The following is a 15,480-nucleotide window of genomic DNA, read 5'->3' on the forward strand; positions in this document are numbered from 1 at the left end:
GTTGCTTGCCACCGAAGGGGACGTCCGTTGCCGGGCGTCCCCTTCGGTGTCTCGTTACGCTGATCGCATGACCGATGACAAGGGGCACATCCGGCACCACCTCGACCTGTCACGGGCCGAGTGGATCCGGGGTGAACCTGCCGGCGTCACCCTCGACGAGGTCGTCGAGTACGCCTTCGTGCCGCACACCGACGGCGTCACCTACGTCGCGATGCGGAAGTCGCCGGATCCCGACGGCGTGGTCCTGGTCTTCACGCCTTCGGAATGGGACGCGTTCCTCAAGGGCGTCGACGACGGCGAGTTCGACCTGCCCGAAGCCTAGGAGAGCTTGGCCGCCAGTTCGGGGATCTTCCCGAGTTCGCCGGCGATGGCGAGGTGGTCGCCGTAGTCGCGGGATTCCACGATCAGGCTGCCGGAGATCCGCATGGCGAAGATGTTCGCGACCCGCACCGGCCGCCCGCCGTACTCGCCCTGGTAGGCGAACTCGCCGATCAGCACCTCGGGATCGGTGCCCTGGTAGGTGACCAGGTCCGTGACGGCGAACCCCGGGTTCAGCGCCTTGCCCGCCGCGAAGTGCGCGCGCAGCTCGTCGCGGGTGCGCACCACTCCGGAGCCCGGCAGGAACGGGTGCGTGACGTGCGTTTCCTCCGCGTACAGCTCCGGCAGTTCGTCCCAGCGCCCGGCGGCGACGCCGTGCACGAGCCGCTCGAACACCGTGTCCGCGCTCTCCGGCGTGACCGGGGACAGTTCGCGCGGCGGCGCCTGTTCGTAGGCCTTGACCAGGTGGTCGACGCCGTCGCGGACGACCGCGAACCGCAGATAGTCGTGGTAGTCGCGGGAATGGACGATCAGGCCGTCGCGGACGCGCAGCACCTGGATGTTGGCCGTGGGGATCGTCCGCCCGGTCTGCACCGATTCGGCGTCGTAGTCGTATTCGGCGACGATCACCTCGGGGTCCGTGGTCTTGTGGACGACGACGTTCCTGCGCTTGAACCGCATCGTGCCGGCGAGGGCGCCGGTGAACCGTTCGTGGACCGTCGCGCGGCCCGTGATACGGGTCGGCCGCGGCACTGCTTGGGGGTGTTCGACGACGGTGTCTTCGGCGTAGAGCGCGGAAAGTTCTTCCCAGCGGCCTTCGGTGAGGCCGTCGGACAGTGCGGCGAACACCTCGCGGGGCGAGTTCATGAGGTCCTCCCAGAAGACAAAACGGAGTCAGTAGTCCGTCTTTGACGATACGGACTACTGACTCCGGTTGTCTAGCTCAGCAGCTCCCGCGCGGCCGGCTGCCCGCACACCTCCGCCCACTTCTCCGGGGTGCTGCCGAAGATCGCGTCCCGCGCGCCGGGGTCGGCACCGCTTTCGACGAGGGCGCGGATGACGTCGAGGTGGCCGGACTGCGCGGCCAGGTGCAAGGCCGTGACGCCCTCGCCGTGGTGCGGGCCGCCGAACGTGCCGCGGAGGTTCACGTCGGCGCCGAGGTCGAGGAGCGTCCGGACGGCGGCGAGCCGGCCCGACGCCGCCGCCCAGGCCAGCGCGGTACCGCGGTAGACGTCGGCGTTGACGTCGGCGCCCCGCGCGACGAGCGTTCGCAGCGCGTCGACGCGGTCGTTGCGGGCGGCCCAGGCGAGGGCTTCGTCCCGAGATTCGGCGGGGTCGTCCGTCGGCTGCCAGGCGGGGAAACCGCTGTGGGGACGGTAAAAACCGCGGTGCGCACCGCCGCGACCGGATGTCAGGAGCTCCTCGAGGAGCTCGACGTCGCCGAGCCCGGCCGCGACGCGCAGGTTGCCCGGTGCCCGGCTGTGTTCCGCCAGCTTCTCGGCGGCCTCGCGGTGGCCCCAGAACAGGGCGACGACCAGGGGAGTGCCGCCGTCGCCGCGGGCCGGGACGTCGACCGGGGCGCCGTGCCGCAGGAGCAGGTCGAGCAGCAGCGGCAGGTTGCTGTACGCGGCCTGGTGCAGGGGTGTCCAGCCGTGGACGTTGCCGCGGGCCGGGTCGGCGCCGCGGTCGAGGAGGATCCGGCTGAGCCGCTCGTCGTGCGTCGCGCCGGCCATGCCGAGCAGGTCGTTGCCGTTGGTGCCGCGCGCGGTGACGAGCCAGGGGAACTCGTCGAGCACCTTCCCGAGCCCGGCGAGGTCGCGGGCTTCGATGGCCCGGTAGGCGCGGGCGAACGGCTCGCCACTGTCCACAAGCGACTTGACGTGGTTGCGGAGTGCTTTCCAGGAAACGAAACCGTGCTCGCGGGCAACGACCGCGCGGGCGCCGTCGCGGGTGAGCGGCTGGTTCCAGCGCGCGAAGGGCGCCTTCGCGCCGGGGGTGTCGTCCTCGGCCGAGGCGAGCAGGCCGAGCGCGCGCTCGGCGTAGTAGCCGACGTCTTGGTGGTACGGGTGGTGCAGGGCGTCCCCGTGTTCGGTGACGCGCCGGACGTACGCCTGGAGCTTCGGCCAGCTCGGGAAGCCGTGGTCCCGCGCGAGGCGGAACTGCGCTTCGGTGAGTTTGACGCCCTCGGCGCGCGCGAGTTCCTTTGCGCGCTTGCGGAGCTGTTCGAGATTGAGTCCACCGGGCACCGTCGTGCCTCCTTTCCCGCTTCGCCCGTGGTCCGCCGGCACCGGGCAGGAAAGAAGGTGCGGAGCTGGTGGTGCGGTGGAGCGGGGGTGGGCTCGGCCCTTTCCGCGGACGGGACGCGGCCCCTGCCGCGCCCCGCCAGCCTACCCCGGTCAGGGCAGCAGGCCGGCCAGCCTGCGGTAGGACTTCCCGGTGCGGGCCAGTACCTGGACGCAGACGTGGTCGGCGCCCGCGTCGAGGTGGGCCCGGATCCGGTCGGCGATCGCCTGCTCGCCGGTCACGACGATGGCGTCGACCAGGCGGTCGCTGCCGCCGTCGGCCAGGTCGTCGTCGGTGAAGCCGAGCCGCCGCAGGTTCTCCTGGTGGTGTTTCGCGAGCCGCACGTACCCGTCGACGTGCTCCCGGGCCACCTCGGGGGCCGGGTCGAGGAGCACCGCCTGCTCGACGGCGAGGTACTTGCCGGGGCCGAGGCGTTCGCGCGCCATCGCGGTGTGCTCCGGCGGGACGAAGTACGGGTGGGCGCCGTCGGCGCGTTCGGCCGCCAGGTCCAGCAGCTTCGGGCCGAGCGCGGCGAGGACCCGCTTCGGGCGCGGCGACGGCTGGGGGAGGCCCGGGAGCTCGGCCGCGTCCATCCCGTCGAGGAACTCGCGCAACGCCGTCAGCGGCCGCGCGCCCGGCCGGTGCCCGCCCAGGCCGGCGACGAACCGGCCAGGGTACGCCTCGCCCAGTGCCCGGATGGCGCCTTCGGCGGCGAGCGGGGAGCGCTGGTCGAACCGCGCGACCCCGGTGGCGATGGTCAGCTTTTCGGTGGCCGCCAGCAGCAGCGCCGCCTGCGTGAACGCCTCCCGGCCGGCGTACTCGCCGAACCAGATGGCGTCGAAGCCGAGTTCCTCCACCTCGGCGGCCGTTTCGCGGAGCGCGCCGATCGGGGCGCCGTCGAAGAACCGCCAGATCCCGACGCTCATCGGGTCACCGCCACAGCCAGGTCGAGCAGGGATTCCACAGTGGACTCGAACGTGGGCGCGGCCGGCACCCGGGGGAAGGGGACGGGCGCGGGGGTTTCGGTGACCGCAGTGTCTATTTCGGACAGATCGGCCCGCATTCGGTCGAGCGGGCGGTAGTCCTCGCCGAGCTTCGCCGCCGGGAACGCGTGCCCAGCCCCGATGTCGAGCGCGAACCGGCCCGGGTGGGCCTGGGCGGGCGTCGCGTCACCCTTCTGCGTGGTCATCCCGCGCCGGGCCCGCAGGTTCGCGACGCCGGTGCCGAGCACGACGTCCGGTGATGGGGCCAGTGGCGCGCTCGGCAGCCAGGCGCCGATTGCGCCGAGCCGCGCCCGCGTGTCTTCGATCAAGGTCATCCTCGAGTTCCCTCCAGTAAGCTGAGGCTGCCTCCGGTTAATATACGGAGGCAGCCTCCGATTGGCTACCCGGTATGGTCGGGAGTGCGATGACCGACGTCAGACCGATGCGCGCGGACGCCCGCCGCAACTACGAGCGCCTCCTCGAAGAGGCGAAGCGCGCCTTCGCCGAGCACGGCGTCGAGGCCTCCCTCGAAGACATCGCGCGCCGCGCCGGGGTCGGTATCGGCACGCTCTACCGGCACTTCCCGACCCGGGACGCGCTGCTCGAGACGCTGCTGCGCGCCCGGTTCGACGCGCACGCCGAGCGGGCGCGCGAACTGCTCACCCACCCCGAGCCGCTCGCCGCCCTGCGCGAGTGGCTCGCCGGGCTCGGGGACGCCACCGGCACCTTCCGCGGCCTCGTCGAGCTCACCGCCGACGCGCTGAACGACGAAACGTCCCGTTTGTACGAGTCGTGCCACGGCATGCGCGAGGGCGGTTCCCAGTTGGTGGAACGCGCGAAGCGCGCGGGCGAACTGCGTCCGGACGTCACCGCGGAGGAGCTGCTTCTGTTGCTGCACGCCGCATCGTGGGCGGGTGGGCACCTGCCCGGCGAAGGGGGCATGCAACGCCTGCTGGCTCTTGTTTTCGAAGGATTACGGGCGAGTTAACACCGGGGGAAGCCACGGGGCGCATCTGCGCGTTAAACTCCGCCACGACCGGGGCACAACGACGTGCTGAGACCGTTTGTCGACACCGAGCGTCCTGGAAATGACCAGATAGTGGGAGCCGTATCGTGAGCAAGCCCAATAAGCCCGTCGTCCTCATCGCGGAAAAGCTCGCCCCTTCCGTGCTGAGTGTCTTCGGTGACGAGGTGGAGGTCCGGCACGTCGACGGCACGGACCGGTCCGCGCTGCTCGAGGCGGTGAAGAGCGCCGACGCGCTCCTGGTCCGCTCCGCCACCCAGGTGAACGCCGAGGTCTTCGCGGCCACCACGCAGCTCAAGGTCGTCGCCCGCGCCGGCGTCGGCCTCGACAACGTCGAGGTGCCCGCCGCCACCGAGCGCGGCGTCCTGGTCGTCAACGCGCCGACGTCGAACATCGTCTCCGCCGCCGAGCACGCCGTCGCGCTGCTGCTGGCGGTCGCCCGCCGCGTCCCGGCCGCCGACCAGAGCCTCCGCGGCGGCGAGTGGAAGCGCAGCTCGTTCTCCGGCGTCGAGCTGCAGGGCAAGACCATCGGTGTGGTCGGCCTCGGCAAGATCGGCCAGCTGTTCGCCCAGCGCCTCGCCGCCTTCGACACGCACCTCATCGCCTACGACCCCTACGTCTCGGCCGCCCGCGCCGCGCAGCTGGGCATCGAGCTCGTCACCCTCGACGAGCTGCTGACCCGCGCCGACGCCATCTCCATCCACCTGCCGAAGACGCCGGAGACCAAGGGCCTCATCGACGCCGAGGCGCTGAAGAAGACCAAGCCGGGCGTCATCATCGTCAACGCCGCCCGCGGCGGGCTCATCGTCGAGGAAGACCTGGCCGACGCGCTGCGCTCCGGCCACGTCGGCGGTGCCGGCGTCGACGTCTTCGTCACCGAGCCGACCACGTCCAGCCCGCTGTTCAACCTGGAGAACGTCGTCGTGACGCCGCACCTGGGCGCTTCGACGGCCGAGGCCCAGGACCGCGCGGGCACCGACGTCGCGAAGTCGGTGCTGCTGGCCCTGCGCGGCGACTTCGTGCCGGACGCGGTGAACGTCACCGGCGGCGGCGCGGTCGGCGAGCACGTCCGCCCGTACCTGTCCCTGGTCCAGAAGCTCGGCCAGCTCCTGACCGCGCTCAACCCGACGTCGCCGGCGTCGGTGACCGTGCAGGTCAAGGGCGAGATCTCGAACGAGGACACCGGCGTGCTGCAGCTGGCGGCGCTGCGCGGGGTGTTCACCGGCGTGGTCGAGGACCAGGTCACGTTCGTCAACGCGCCGCAGCTGGCGGAGAAGCTGGGCGTGCAGGTCGAGCTGGAGACCGAGCCGGAGAGCCCGAAGTTCCGCAGCCTGGTCACGGTGCGCGCGGTGCACGCCGACGGCTCGGTGCTGACCGTGTCGGGTTCGGTCACCGGCCTGGACGAGGTCGAGAAGCTGGTCGAGGTCAACGGCCGCGGCTTCGACCTGCGCGCCGAAGGCACCGTGCTGCTGGTCGAGTACCCGGACCGGCCGGGCGTGATGGGCCGGGTCGGCACGCTGCTCGGCGAGGCGGGCATCAACATCGAGGCCGCCCAGATCAGCCAGACCACCGACGGGTCCGACGCGGTGATGCTGCTGCGCGTCGACCGCCACATCGACGCGCACCTGCTGGAGCCGATCGGCGCCTCGGTGGGCGCGCACACGATCCGCGCGGTCGATTTCAACTGACGTAACCCAATCGAAGGCCCCTCGTCACTCGACGGGGGGCCTTCGTGCGCAATCACATTCACGTAACGGAGTCCTTTGCCTACGTAAGTAGGTGTTTTGGGGCATTAAGTTCTCCCCGCGAGGTCGAACCACGCGTCGTCGAGGGCACGGCGCTGTGCCGCGCTTCACCGTCGGGGGTGTCAGGAGCGGCAGGCAGGTTCGGGTCCAGACCTCGAGTAAGGGGCCGACTCATGAGCAGATCCCGCCTCCCCGCGCGCGCCACGACGGCGGCCTTCGCCGTCGTCTTGGCGGCCGCGCTCGGGGCGCCGGTCGCGAACGCAGCCGATGTGCCGCTCGCCGACGGCGTCGCACCCGCCAAGATCGACGACGCGAAGCTGCAGGGGAAGCTGTCGCCGCGTCTGGGGGCCGCGCAGGGCCGGGTCACCGCGTTCGTCGAACTGGCCAAGAAGCCGGCCGTCGACGCGTTCACCGCCGCGCAGCCGCAGGGCAAGGACCAGGCCAAGCGCGCCGCCAAGGCCGCCAAGGCCGACACCGCCGCCGCGGTCGACTCCGTCGTCGGCCAGCTGCGCGCGGCCGACGCCAAGCCGCAGGTCGTCACCCAGACCGCCAACGCGGTCCCCGGCGTGGTCGTCACCGCCGACGCCGCGAAGCTGCGTGAAGTCGCGAAGCGGGCCGACGTCGTCGCGGTGCGCACGGTCGTGCCGAAGACCCGCACCAACGCCAGCGCCGAGCAGCTGACCAACACCCTCACCGCCTGGCAGCAGACCGGCAAGTTCGGCGACGGGGTCCGCGTCGGCGTCATCGACGACGGCATCGACTACACCCACGCCGACTTCGGCGGCCCCGGCACGCAGGCCGCCTACAAGAGCATCGACTCCACCAAGCCGACCCCGCTCTTCCCGAGCGCCAAGGTCGTCGGCGGCACCGACCTCGTCGGTGACGACTACGACGCCGCGACGGCGGGCAAGACCACCCCGAAGCCCGACCCCAACCCGCTGGCCTGCGGTGAGCACGGCACGCACGTCGCCGGCACCATCGGCGGCTTCGGCGTCACCGCCGACGGCAAGACCTTCAAGGGCGACTACAAGAAGCTGGACGCCAAGAAGGTCGACGCGATGCAGATCGGCCCGGGCACGGCGCCGAAGTCGCTGCTCTACGCCATCAAGGTGTTCGGCTGCACCGGTTCGACGAACGTCACCTCGCAGGCCCTGGACTGGGCGCTCGACCCGGACGGCGACGGCGACTTCACCGACCACCTCGACATCGTCAACCTCTCGCTCGGCTCCGACTTCGGCGCCCCGGACGACCCGGACTCGCTGTTCGTGCGCAAGCTCGCCGCGAACAACGTCCTCCCGGTCATCTCGGCGGGCAACGGCGGCGACATCAACGACATCGCCGGCTCCCCGGGCAACACCCCCGAGGCGCTCACCGTCGCCAGCACGCGTGACGCGGGCGTCCTCCGCGACGCCGCCGAGGTCAAGGCCCCGACGACCGCCGCGGGCCAGAAGACCGGCCAGTACAGCCAGAACTTCACCGGCTACGACACGCTCGACCTGACCGCACCGGTCGTCGCCCTGTCGGCGGCGAACGCCGCGGGCTGTGCGCCGTACTCGGCCGAGGACAAGGCCAAGGCCGCCGGCAAGTTCGTCTTCCTGGAGTGGGACGACAACGACTCGACCCGTGCCTGCGGTTCGGCCGCCCGCGCCAACAACGCGCAGGCCGCCGGGGCCAAGGGCGCGCTCCTTTCGTCCACTTTGGAGCACTTCAGCGCCGGCATCGCGGGCAACGCGGCGATCCCGATGTTCCAGTTCACCGGGTCCGCCACGAAGACGCTGCGCGCGGCGCTGACCGCGGGCACGCTGCAGGTCCGGCTCTACGGCGCCGGCCGCGCCTCGATCCAGACCTACGACAAGAAGATCGTCGACACCCCGAGCTCGTTCACCTCGCGCGGTACCCGCGGCCCGGCGCTCAAGCCGGACGTCGCCGCCCCCGGTGACACGATCACCTCGGCGTTCCGCGGCAGCGGCAACGGCCGGACCGTGCTCTCCGGCACGTCGATGGCCGCCCCGCACACCGCGGGCATCACCGCGCTGATCCGCCAGTCGCACCCCGACTGGTCGGTCGAGGAGGTCAAGGCCTCGGTCATCGACACCGCCGGCCACGACGTCACCGACGGCGCGGGCCACACCTACGCGCCGCAGCGCGTCGGCAGCGGCCGGATCGACGCCAAGGCGGCGCTGGACAACCAGGTGCTCGCCTACGTCGTCGACGACCCGGGCGCGGTCAGCGTCAGCTTCGGCACGGTCGAGGCGGCCGGTCCGGTGACGCTGTCGAAGACGATCAAGCTGGTCAACAAGGGCGTCACGCCCGCCGAGTACACCGTCGGCTACCAGGCGGTCAACGCGCTGCCCGGTGTCGAGTACACAGTGGACAAGCCGTCGGTGAAGCTGACCCCGCGCGGCACCGCCAAGGTCAAGGTGACGCTGAAGATCACCGACCCCAAGGCGCTGCGCAAGGTCATGGACCCGACCATGGCGGCCACCCAGGCCGGCCTGGCCCGCCAGTTCGTCGCGGACGCCTCCGGGCGCGTCGCCTTCACGCCGGTCAGCGGCGCCAAGGTGCCGCTGCGGGTTTCGGTCTACGCCGCGCCGAAGCCGGTGTCGACGATTTCGACGCCGCCGTCGGTGAAGTTCGCCCCGGACGCCACCCAGGCGGTGCTGAACCTGACCGGCAAGGGCGTCGACCAGGGCAGCGGCGCGCAGCGGTACCGCTCGCTGATCAGCGTCCTGGAACTGCAGGCGGAGTCCCCGCAGCTGCCCGAGTGCGACGCGGACGTGGTCACCGACTGCACGCTGAACAAGACGGCCAAGGGCGGCGACCTCCGCTACATCGGCGCGGCGTCGACCGCTCCGCTGGCGAAGGCCCAGGGCGAGCCGGAGAACGCGATCCTCGCGTTCGGCCTGTCCACCTGGGGTGACTGGGCGAACATCGGCAGCAACACCTCGCCGTTCGTCGACATCGACACGACCGGGGACGGGCAGCCGGACTTCGAGACCTACGTGACCAAGGCGACGTCCACCGACGTCCTCCTGGCCACCACGGTCGCGCTGACCCCGGGCTTCCCGACCGTCGACATCCAGGCCGTCAACGGCCAGCTCGGCGACGTGGACACCAACGTGTTCGACACGAACGTGCTCACGCTGCCGGTTTCCCTGGCCGCGCTGGGCATCGATGCGAACGCCGACAGCCACCGCATTTCCTACACGGTGGGCGTCAGCGGCTTCTACGTCGCGCCGGGCACGACGAACGGGCTGATCGACTACGTCGGCACGCCGCTTTCGTTCGACGCGCTCGCGCCGGGCTACACCGTGCAGGGCGGCGGCGACGCCGCGCTGGGCTACGTCGCGAAGCCGGGCACGGCGCTGGTCGTGACCCGCAACGCGGCCTCGGCCGCGGCCGACAACGCCCTCGGGCTGCTGGCCATCGAGCACCACAACGCCGCGGGCAACCGCGCGAACGTGGTCAAGGTGGACGCGACCCAGGGTGCCCGGCCGGGGAACGAGCGTCAGCCGATCGGGGCTGGCCGCCGCTAGTTCCCGGCAAGATCGATTTACGCAGGACCAGGGGCGTCTCCGGCGGATTTCCGCCGGGGGCGCCCCTGCGCTGTTCACCCGATTGGGTGTCTCACCCCCTGGGAGGATGCGGCATAAGGGTGGTGCGGCTACGGCGGTTTGTCTACGGCCGGTAACCTTCCGGCTGCTGGCGTTTTGTTGCGGTGGGCCATCGGTGCGGTCGGTGGTCCGGTCGACGGAGGTGTGTGGATGCGGCTCGCGGTGATCCCAGGAGACGGGATCGGGCCCGAGGTGGTCTCCGAGGCGCTGAAGGTGCTCGGCGAGGTAGTACCGACGGCGGAGATCACGAACTACGACCTCGGCGCCGCCCGATGGCACTCGACCGGCGAGCTGCTCCCGGAGTCGGTCCTCGGCGAGCTCCGCCAGCACGACGCGATCCTGCTGGGCGCGGTCGGCGACCCGACGGTGCCGAGCGGGATTCTGGAGCGCGGCCTGCTGCTGCGCCTGCGGTTCGAGATGGACCACCACGTCAACCTGCGCCCGGCGCGGCTCTACCCGGGTGTCCGGGGCCCGCTGGCCGACGCCGGCGACGTCGACATGGTCGTCGTGCGCGAAGGCACCGAAGGCCCGTACGCGGGCACCGGCGGCCTGATCCGCAAGGACACCGAGCACGAGATCGCGACGGAGGTCAGCGTCAACACGGCGTTCGGCGTCCGGCGCGTGGTCGCGGACGCGTTCAACCGCGCCGAGGCCCGGCCGCGCAAGCACCTGACGCTGGTGCACAAGACCAACGTGCTCTCGTTCGCCGGTTCGCTGTGGTCGCGGATCGTCGAAGAGGTTTCGCTGGAGCACCCCGAGGTGACGGTCGCGTATTCGCATGTGGACGCGGCGACGATCCACCTGGTGACGGACCCGTCCCGCTTCGACGTGATCGTGACGGACAACCTGTTCGGCGACATCATCACCGACCTCGCGGCCGCGGTGACGGGCGGCATCGGCCTCGCGGCCAGCGGCAACCTGGACATGACCCGCCGCAACCCGAGCATGTTCGAGCCGGTCCACGGTTCGGCGCCGGACATCGCGGGCCAGGGCCTGGCCGACCCGACGGCCGCGGTGCTGTCGGTGGCGCTGCTGCTCGACCACCTGGGCCAGAAGGAAGCGGCCCGGCGGATCGAGGCGTCGGTGGCGTTCGACCTGGCGACGCGGGACCAGTCTTCGCCGGGGGCCACGCAGGCCATCGGCGACCGGCTGGCGGCGTTGGTGTCTTCCAACGTGCGTACTGCCTGATTCTTCGGGAAAGCCCCGCGCCTCCTGGTGGGCGCGGGGCTTCTTCGTGCCCGTGGTGTTCCCGGATGGTGGGAGCTTGACCCAGCTTGTGGACTTTCGCGGAAACCCTGTGGCATGATGCGAGCGTGACCAGCTTCGCGATCATTATCGCCGAGCGCGCCGGACGATAGCTCCACAAGAGCACCCGGCGCGCAACCTCTCGCACCCTGCGGGAGGTTTTTTTGTTGCCCCGAAACGCCAGGAAACCCGCTAGGAGAAGACCGTGAACCGCAAGGAGCCCGCCGATACCCCGCTCGGCGACGCCTTCCACCTCTACGACACGACCCTGCGCGACGGTGCGCAGCGGGAGGGCATCTCCTACTCCGTCCAGGACAAGCTCGCCGTCGCGCGGCTGCTGGACGAGCTCGGCGTCGGGTTCATCGAAGGCGGCTGGCCGGGGGCGCTCCCGAAGGACACCGAATTCTTCGCCCGCGCCGCGAAGGGCGAGCTCAAGCTGAAGCACGCGGCCCTCGTCGCCTTCGGGGCGACGCGCAAGGCCGGCACCACCGCCGACGCCGATCCGCAGGTGCGGGCCCTGCTCGACAGTGAGGCGCCGGTCGTCACCCTCGTTGCGAAGTCCGACCTGCGGCACATCGAACGCGCCCTGCGCGTCGACGTCGACGAGGCCTGCGCCATGGTGCGGGACACCGTCGAATTCCTCACCAAGGAAGGCCGCCGGGTCTTCCTCGACGCCGAGCACTTCTTCGACGGCTACGCGTTTTCCCCCGAGACGTCCCTCAAGGTCCTGGACGCGGCCGCCCACGCCGGCGCCGACGTCCTCGTGCTCTGCGACACCAACGGCGGCCAGCTCCCGCTCGGCCTGGCCGAGACCGTCGCGAGCATCAAGGAAAAAACCGGGTTCCGGCTGGGAATCCACTGTCAGGACGACACTTCCTGCGCCGTGGCGAACTCCGTCGCCGCGGTGCAGGCCGGCGCGACGCACGTCCAGTGCACCGCCAACGGTTACGGCGAACGGGCCGGCAACGCCGACCTGTTCGCCGTGACGGGAAACCTGGTGACCAAGCTCGGCCTCGACGTCCTCCCGACCGGAGGCGCCGCCGAGCTCACCCGGGTCTCCCATGCCCTTGCCGAAATCGCCAACCTCGCCCCCTACACCCACCAGGCTTACGTAGGGGCGTCGGCCTTCGCCCACAAGGCGGGGCTGCACGCGAGCGCGATCAAGGTGGATCCGTTGCTGTACAACCACATCGATCCGTCTTCCGTCGGCAATGACATGCGGGTACTGGTCACCGAGATGGCCGGCAGGGCCAGCCTCGAGCTCAAGGGACGTGAGCTCGGGGTCGACCTTGCCGGCCGGCCCGAGGCGCTCACGAGCGCCATCACGAAGGTCAAGCGCCTCGAAGCCGAAGGCTGGTCGTTCGAGGCCGCCGACGCCTCCCTGGAACTCCTGCTGCGTCAGGAAGCCGACGTCCCGGTCGAAGCGCCGTTCCAGCTCGAGTCCTACCGCGTGGTCCTCGACCACCGCCCGGACGGCGAGGTCGTGGCCGAGGCGACGGTCAAGGTGCACGTCGGCGGCCAGCGCGTCATCGCCACCGCGGAGGGCATCGGGCCGGTGCACGCCCTCGACGCGGCCCTCCGGAAGGCGCTGAGCCCGCACCTGTCCTGGTTGGACAGTGTGGAGCTCGCCGACTACAAGGTGCGCATCCTCCAGGGCCACCCCGGCACCGACGCGGTGACGCGCGTGCTGGTCGAAAGCACCGACGGCGAACGCGAGTGGATCACCGTCGGCGTGCACGGCAACATCGTCGAGGCCAGCTGGCTGGCGTTGTGCGACGCGCTCGTGCACAAGAGCACGACCGTGGCCTGAGCCACGGGCCGGGCGCACGTAGACTGGTCGCGTGCGCCTAGCCCGAATTGCTCATCCCGGTGGTGTCGCGTTCGCCTCGATCGAAGGCGACGGTGACGACGCCCAGGTCCTCGAAATCGCCGAACACCCCTTCGGCCAGCCGAACTTCACCGGCAAGCGGTGGCCGCTGGCCGACGTCCGGCTGCTCGCGCCGATCCTGCCGTCGAAGGTGATCGCCGTCGGCCGCAACTACGCCAAGCACGCGGCCGAGTTCGGCAACGAGGTGCCCAGCGACCCGATGCTGTTCCTCAAGCCGTCGACCACGGTCATCGGCCCCCACGCCGCCATCCGGCGCCCCTCCGGCATCGGCCGCGTCGACTTCGAGGGCGAGCTCGCCATCGTGATCGGGCAGCCGGTGAAGAACGTGCCGGCCGCCCGCGCCGCGAGCGTCATCCTCGGCTACACGGTCGCCAACGACGTCAGCGCCCGCGACCTCCAGAAGTCCGACGGCCAGTGGGGCCGCGCCAAGGGCTTCGACACCTTCTGCCCGATCGGCCCGTGGATCGAGACCTCGATCGACGCGTCCGACCTCGCGCTGACCGCCGAAGTCGACGGCGAGCTCAAGCAGGACGGCCGTACTTCGGACCTCGTCCACAAGATCCCCGAGCTGGTCGAGTTCGTCTCCGGCGTCATGACGCTGCTGCCCGGCGACGTCATCCTCACCGGCACGCCCGAAGGCGTCGGCCCGATCGAGGGCGGCCAGAGCGTCTCGATCACCATCGAAGGCATCGGCACCCTGACCAACCCGGTCGAAGAGGTCTAACCCCGGCTCACCGGCTCCATCGGCCGCCGGGCGAACGCCGGAGCGTGCTCCGGCCGCAGCCCCAGGCCGAGGAGCCGGGCCGGGAAGTACGACAGCCGCGGGAACCGCGCGAACGCCTTGATCATCGGCTCCGGCGGGCCGTTGCGCTTGCCGCTCATCACCCCGCGCACCACGGTCCGGTGCATCAGGCGCTGCAGCCCCTGCACCATCAGCGTCGGCGCCAGCCGCCGCGCCCGCACCTTCGCCAGCTCGGCTTCCGTCGGACGGCCCCGGCGCAGCGGCTCGGCCAGCAGCGTCGCCGCCGCGACCGCGTCCTGCACCGCGAGGTTGATGCCCACGCCGCCGATCGGCGACATCGCGTGCGCCGCGTCGCCGATGCACAGCAGCCCGTCGACGTGCCACTTGCGCAGCAGGTTGAGCCGCACGTCGAGGAACTTGACGTCGTCCATCGTCGCCAGCTCGTGCACCCGGTCGTGGAACTCGGGGCAGATCTGCGTGACGTTCTCCCGGAACGCCTCGATGCCGTGGGCCCGCAGGTCGTCGCCCTTCGGGGCGAGGTAGGCGACCTGGTAGAAGTCCGGCCGGGGGAGCGGCACCGCGAACCGGCGGTCGCGCATCTTCGGCAGCAGCATGCCGCCTTCCTCCTCCGCGCCGCGCGAGAGCCGGAACCACCAGACGTCGAACGGGCAGTCGTACTCCCGCGGCACCAGGCCGGCCTCCCGGCGGGCCAGCGACCAGCGGCCGTCGGCGGCGATCACCAGGTCGGCGCGGATTTCGCCGGTGTCACCGCCGCTGGTGCGGTAGGTGACGCCCGCGACCCGGCCGTGCTCCCGGACCAGGCCGGTGCACTCGGTCTCCATCCGCTGGACGAACGTCGGCTCCTTGCGCGCGCTTTCGGCGAGCAGGTCGAGGAAGTCCCACTGCGGCACCATCGCGATGTACGGGTGCGCCACCTTCAGTCGGGTGAAGTCGGCGAGCTTCATCATGTCGCCGTTCTCCTGGGGGAAGCCCGCCGACCGCAGCTCGCTGTGCGGCAGGGCGTGGAACTTCTCGCCGAGCCCCAGTTCGTCGAGCAGGGTCAGCGTCGACGGGTGGACCGTGTCCCCGCGGAAGTCGCGCAGGAAGTCGGCGTGCTTCTCCAGCACCGTCACCTCGACGCCGGCCCGGGCCAGCAGCAGCCCCGTGATCATCCCGGCCGGCCCGCCACCGATGACGACGCAGGTCGTGCGCTCGGTCATCTCGACCATCTCCCTTATTCATCGCTTGTTGAATAACTTGAGGATGCACCTGCCGGGCGTTGGCGTCAAGGGGTGTGACCGGAGATACGCTGATCGGGCGACGACCGGGTCCCCCGCGTTCCGGTGACCAGAAACCGTCCAAACGCGACAGTTGGTCGGCCGTCCCCCGGTGGTGCGCGGATTCGGTGGCGACGCGCCGAGGTGCCCTTGTGGACGGAGCGGATTCCCAAGCGGAACAACGGTTTTCCGCGGCAATCGGTTACTCGCGCGTCCTCCGGCGTGCGGTGTCGGATAACCGAACGGGGACGGTGCGCCAACTGGGAGTAGAGCCGGTGCGCCGGAACAGGCGAGTCGCAATCACCTCTTTGGCAGCGTCGCGAACGCGGCGGTTGCCCTAGCCTCACTGGGTGGATTTCGC

12 protein-coding genes are annotated in these 15,480 nt (G+C 70.9%); 7 read left to right on the forward strand and 5 right to left on the reverse strand.

The window, feature by feature from the left end; all coding sequences use genetic code 11:
- Nucleotides 1-67 precede the first annotated feature (67 nt).
- Nucleotides 68-322 carry a DUF397 domain-containing protein gene (locus BLW76_RS11795; protein ID WP_091306256.1) on the forward strand — a complete coding sequence of 85 codons (255 nt, stop codon included), beginning with the start codon at nucleotides 68-70 and terminating at the stop codon, nucleotides 320-322.
- Here the strand turns inward: BLW76_RS11795 and BLW76_RS11800 are convergent.
- From BLW76_RS11800 to BLW76_RS11815, 4 genes are all read right to left on the reverse strand, one after another.
- Nucleotides 319-1,185, reverse strand: a complete 867-nt coding sequence (locus BLW76_RS11800; RefSeq protein ID WP_091306258.1) for a nuclear transport factor 2 family protein — start codon at nucleotides 1,183-1,185, stop codon at nucleotides 319-321. The two genes, BLW76_RS11795 and BLW76_RS11800, sit on opposite strands and share 4 nt — an antisense overlap.
- A gap of 71 nt (nucleotides 1,186-1,256) precedes the next feature.
- Nucleotides 1,257-2,564 (reverse strand): ankyrin repeat domain-containing protein, encoded by a 1,308-nt coding sequence (locus BLW76_RS11805; protein ID WP_091306260.1) that lies wholly within the window; start codon nucleotides 2,562-2,564, stop codon nucleotides 1,257-1,259.
- 150 nt (nucleotides 2,565-2,714) lie between these two features.
- A complete protein-coding gene (locus BLW76_RS11810; RefSeq protein ID WP_091306261.1) occupies nucleotides 2,715-3,527 on the reverse strand; it encodes a TIGR03620 family F420-dependent LLM class oxidoreductase in 813 nt (270 codons plus the stop codon).
- Entirely contained in the window at nucleotides 3,524-3,919 is a 396-nt protein-coding gene (locus tag BLW76_RS11815) for an LLM class oxidoreductase (RefSeq protein ID WP_244170139.1), read from the reverse strand. Before BLW76_RS11815 ends, BLW76_RS11810 begins: the two co-directional genes overlap by 4 nt.
- Before the next feature lie 89 nt (nucleotides 3,920-4,008).
- On the opposite strand from BLW76_RS11815, the gene BLW76_RS11820 reads away from it, so the two are divergent.
- From BLW76_RS11820 to BLW76_RS11845, 6 genes are all read left to right on the forward strand, one after another.
- Nucleotides 4,009-4,572 (forward strand): TetR/AcrR family transcriptional regulator, encoded by a 564-nt coding sequence (locus tag BLW76_RS11820; protein WP_091319302.1) that lies wholly within the window; start codon nucleotides 4,009-4,011, stop codon nucleotides 4,570-4,572.
- A gap of 125 nt (nucleotides 4,573-4,697) precedes the next feature.
- A complete protein-coding gene (serA, locus tag BLW76_RS11825) occupies nucleotides 4,698-6,296 on the forward strand; it encodes a phosphoglycerate dehydrogenase (protein ID WP_091306263.1) in 1,599 nt (532 codons plus the stop codon).
- 230 nt (nucleotides 6,297-6,526) lie between these two features.
- Nucleotides 6,527-9,889: a S8 family serine peptidase gene (locus tag BLW76_RS11830; RefSeq protein ID WP_167384581.1), complete on the forward strand. Its 3,363-nt coding sequence runs from the start codon at nucleotides 6,527-6,529 to the stop codon at nucleotides 9,887-9,889.
- Between the two features lie 228 nt (nucleotides 9,890-10,117).
- Nucleotides 10,118-11,155 (forward strand): 3-isopropylmalate dehydrogenase, encoded by a 1,038-nt coding sequence (locus tag BLW76_RS11835; protein ID WP_091306264.1) that lies wholly within the window; start codon nucleotides 10,118-10,120, stop codon nucleotides 11,153-11,155.
- Nucleotides 11,156-11,417: 262 nt separating this feature from the next.
- Nucleotides 11,418-13,022, forward strand: coding sequence for a citramalate synthase (gene cimA, locus BLW76_RS11840; protein ID WP_091306266.1), 1,605 nt, complete (start codon nucleotides 11,418-11,420; stop codon nucleotides 13,020-13,022).
- A gap of 31 nt (nucleotides 13,023-13,053) precedes the next feature.
- Nucleotides 13,054-13,824: a fumarylacetoacetate hydrolase family protein gene (locus BLW76_RS11845; protein ID WP_091306267.1), complete on the forward strand. Its 771-nt coding sequence runs from the start codon at nucleotides 13,054-13,056 to the stop codon at nucleotides 13,822-13,824.
- Here BLW76_RS11845 and BLW76_RS11850 read toward each other — a convergent pair.
- Nucleotides 13,821-15,071 (reverse strand): FAD-dependent oxidoreductase, encoded by a 1,251-nt coding sequence (locus tag BLW76_RS11850; RefSeq protein WP_091306269.1) that lies wholly within the window; start codon nucleotides 15,069-15,071, stop codon nucleotides 13,821-13,823. The two genes, BLW76_RS11845 and BLW76_RS11850, sit on opposite strands and share 4 nt — an antisense overlap.
- Between the last annotated feature and the right edge of the window lie 409 nt (nucleotides 15,072-15,480).

Source organism: Amycolatopsis tolypomycina, assembly GCF_900105945.1.
GTDB classification, from domain to species: Bacteria; Actinomycetota; Actinomycetes; order Mycobacteriales; family Pseudonocardiaceae; genus Amycolatopsis; species Amycolatopsis tolypomycina.

Excerpts from the sequence above, each read along its gene's own strand:
- BLW76_RS11835 (WP_091306264.1), top strand. The coding sequence starts at position 10,118 with ATGCGGCTCGCGGTGATCCCAGGAGACGGGATCGGGCCCGAGGTGGTC.
- BLW76_RS11815 (WP_244170139.1), bottom strand. The coding sequence starts at position 3,919 with ATGACCTTGATCGAAGACACGCGGGCGCGGCTCGGCGCAATCGGCGCC.
- BLW76_RS11800 (WP_091306258.1), bottom strand. The coding sequence starts at position 1,185 with ATGAACTCGCCCCGCGAGGTGTTCGCCGCACTGTCCGACGGCCTCACC.
- BLW76_RS11810 (WP_091306261.1), bottom strand. The coding sequence starts at position 3,527 with ATGAGCGTCGGGATCTGGCGGTTCTTCGACGGCGCCCCGATCGGCGCG.
- BLW76_RS11830 (WP_167384581.1), top strand. The coding sequence starts at position 6,527 with ATGAGCAGATCCCGCCTCCCCGCGCGCGCCACGACGGCGGCCTTCGCC.
- BLW76_RS11820 (WP_091319302.1), top strand. The coding sequence starts at position 4,009 with ATGACCGACGTCAGACCGATGCGCGCGGACGCCCGCCGCAACTACGAG.
- BLW76_RS11850 (WP_091306269.1), bottom strand. The coding sequence starts at position 15,071 with ATGGTCGAGATGACCGAGCGCACGACCTGCGTCGTCATCGGTGGCGGG.
- BLW76_RS11795 (WP_091306256.1), top strand. The coding sequence starts at position 68 with ATGACCGATGACAAGGGGCACATCCGGCACCACCTCGACCTGTCACGG.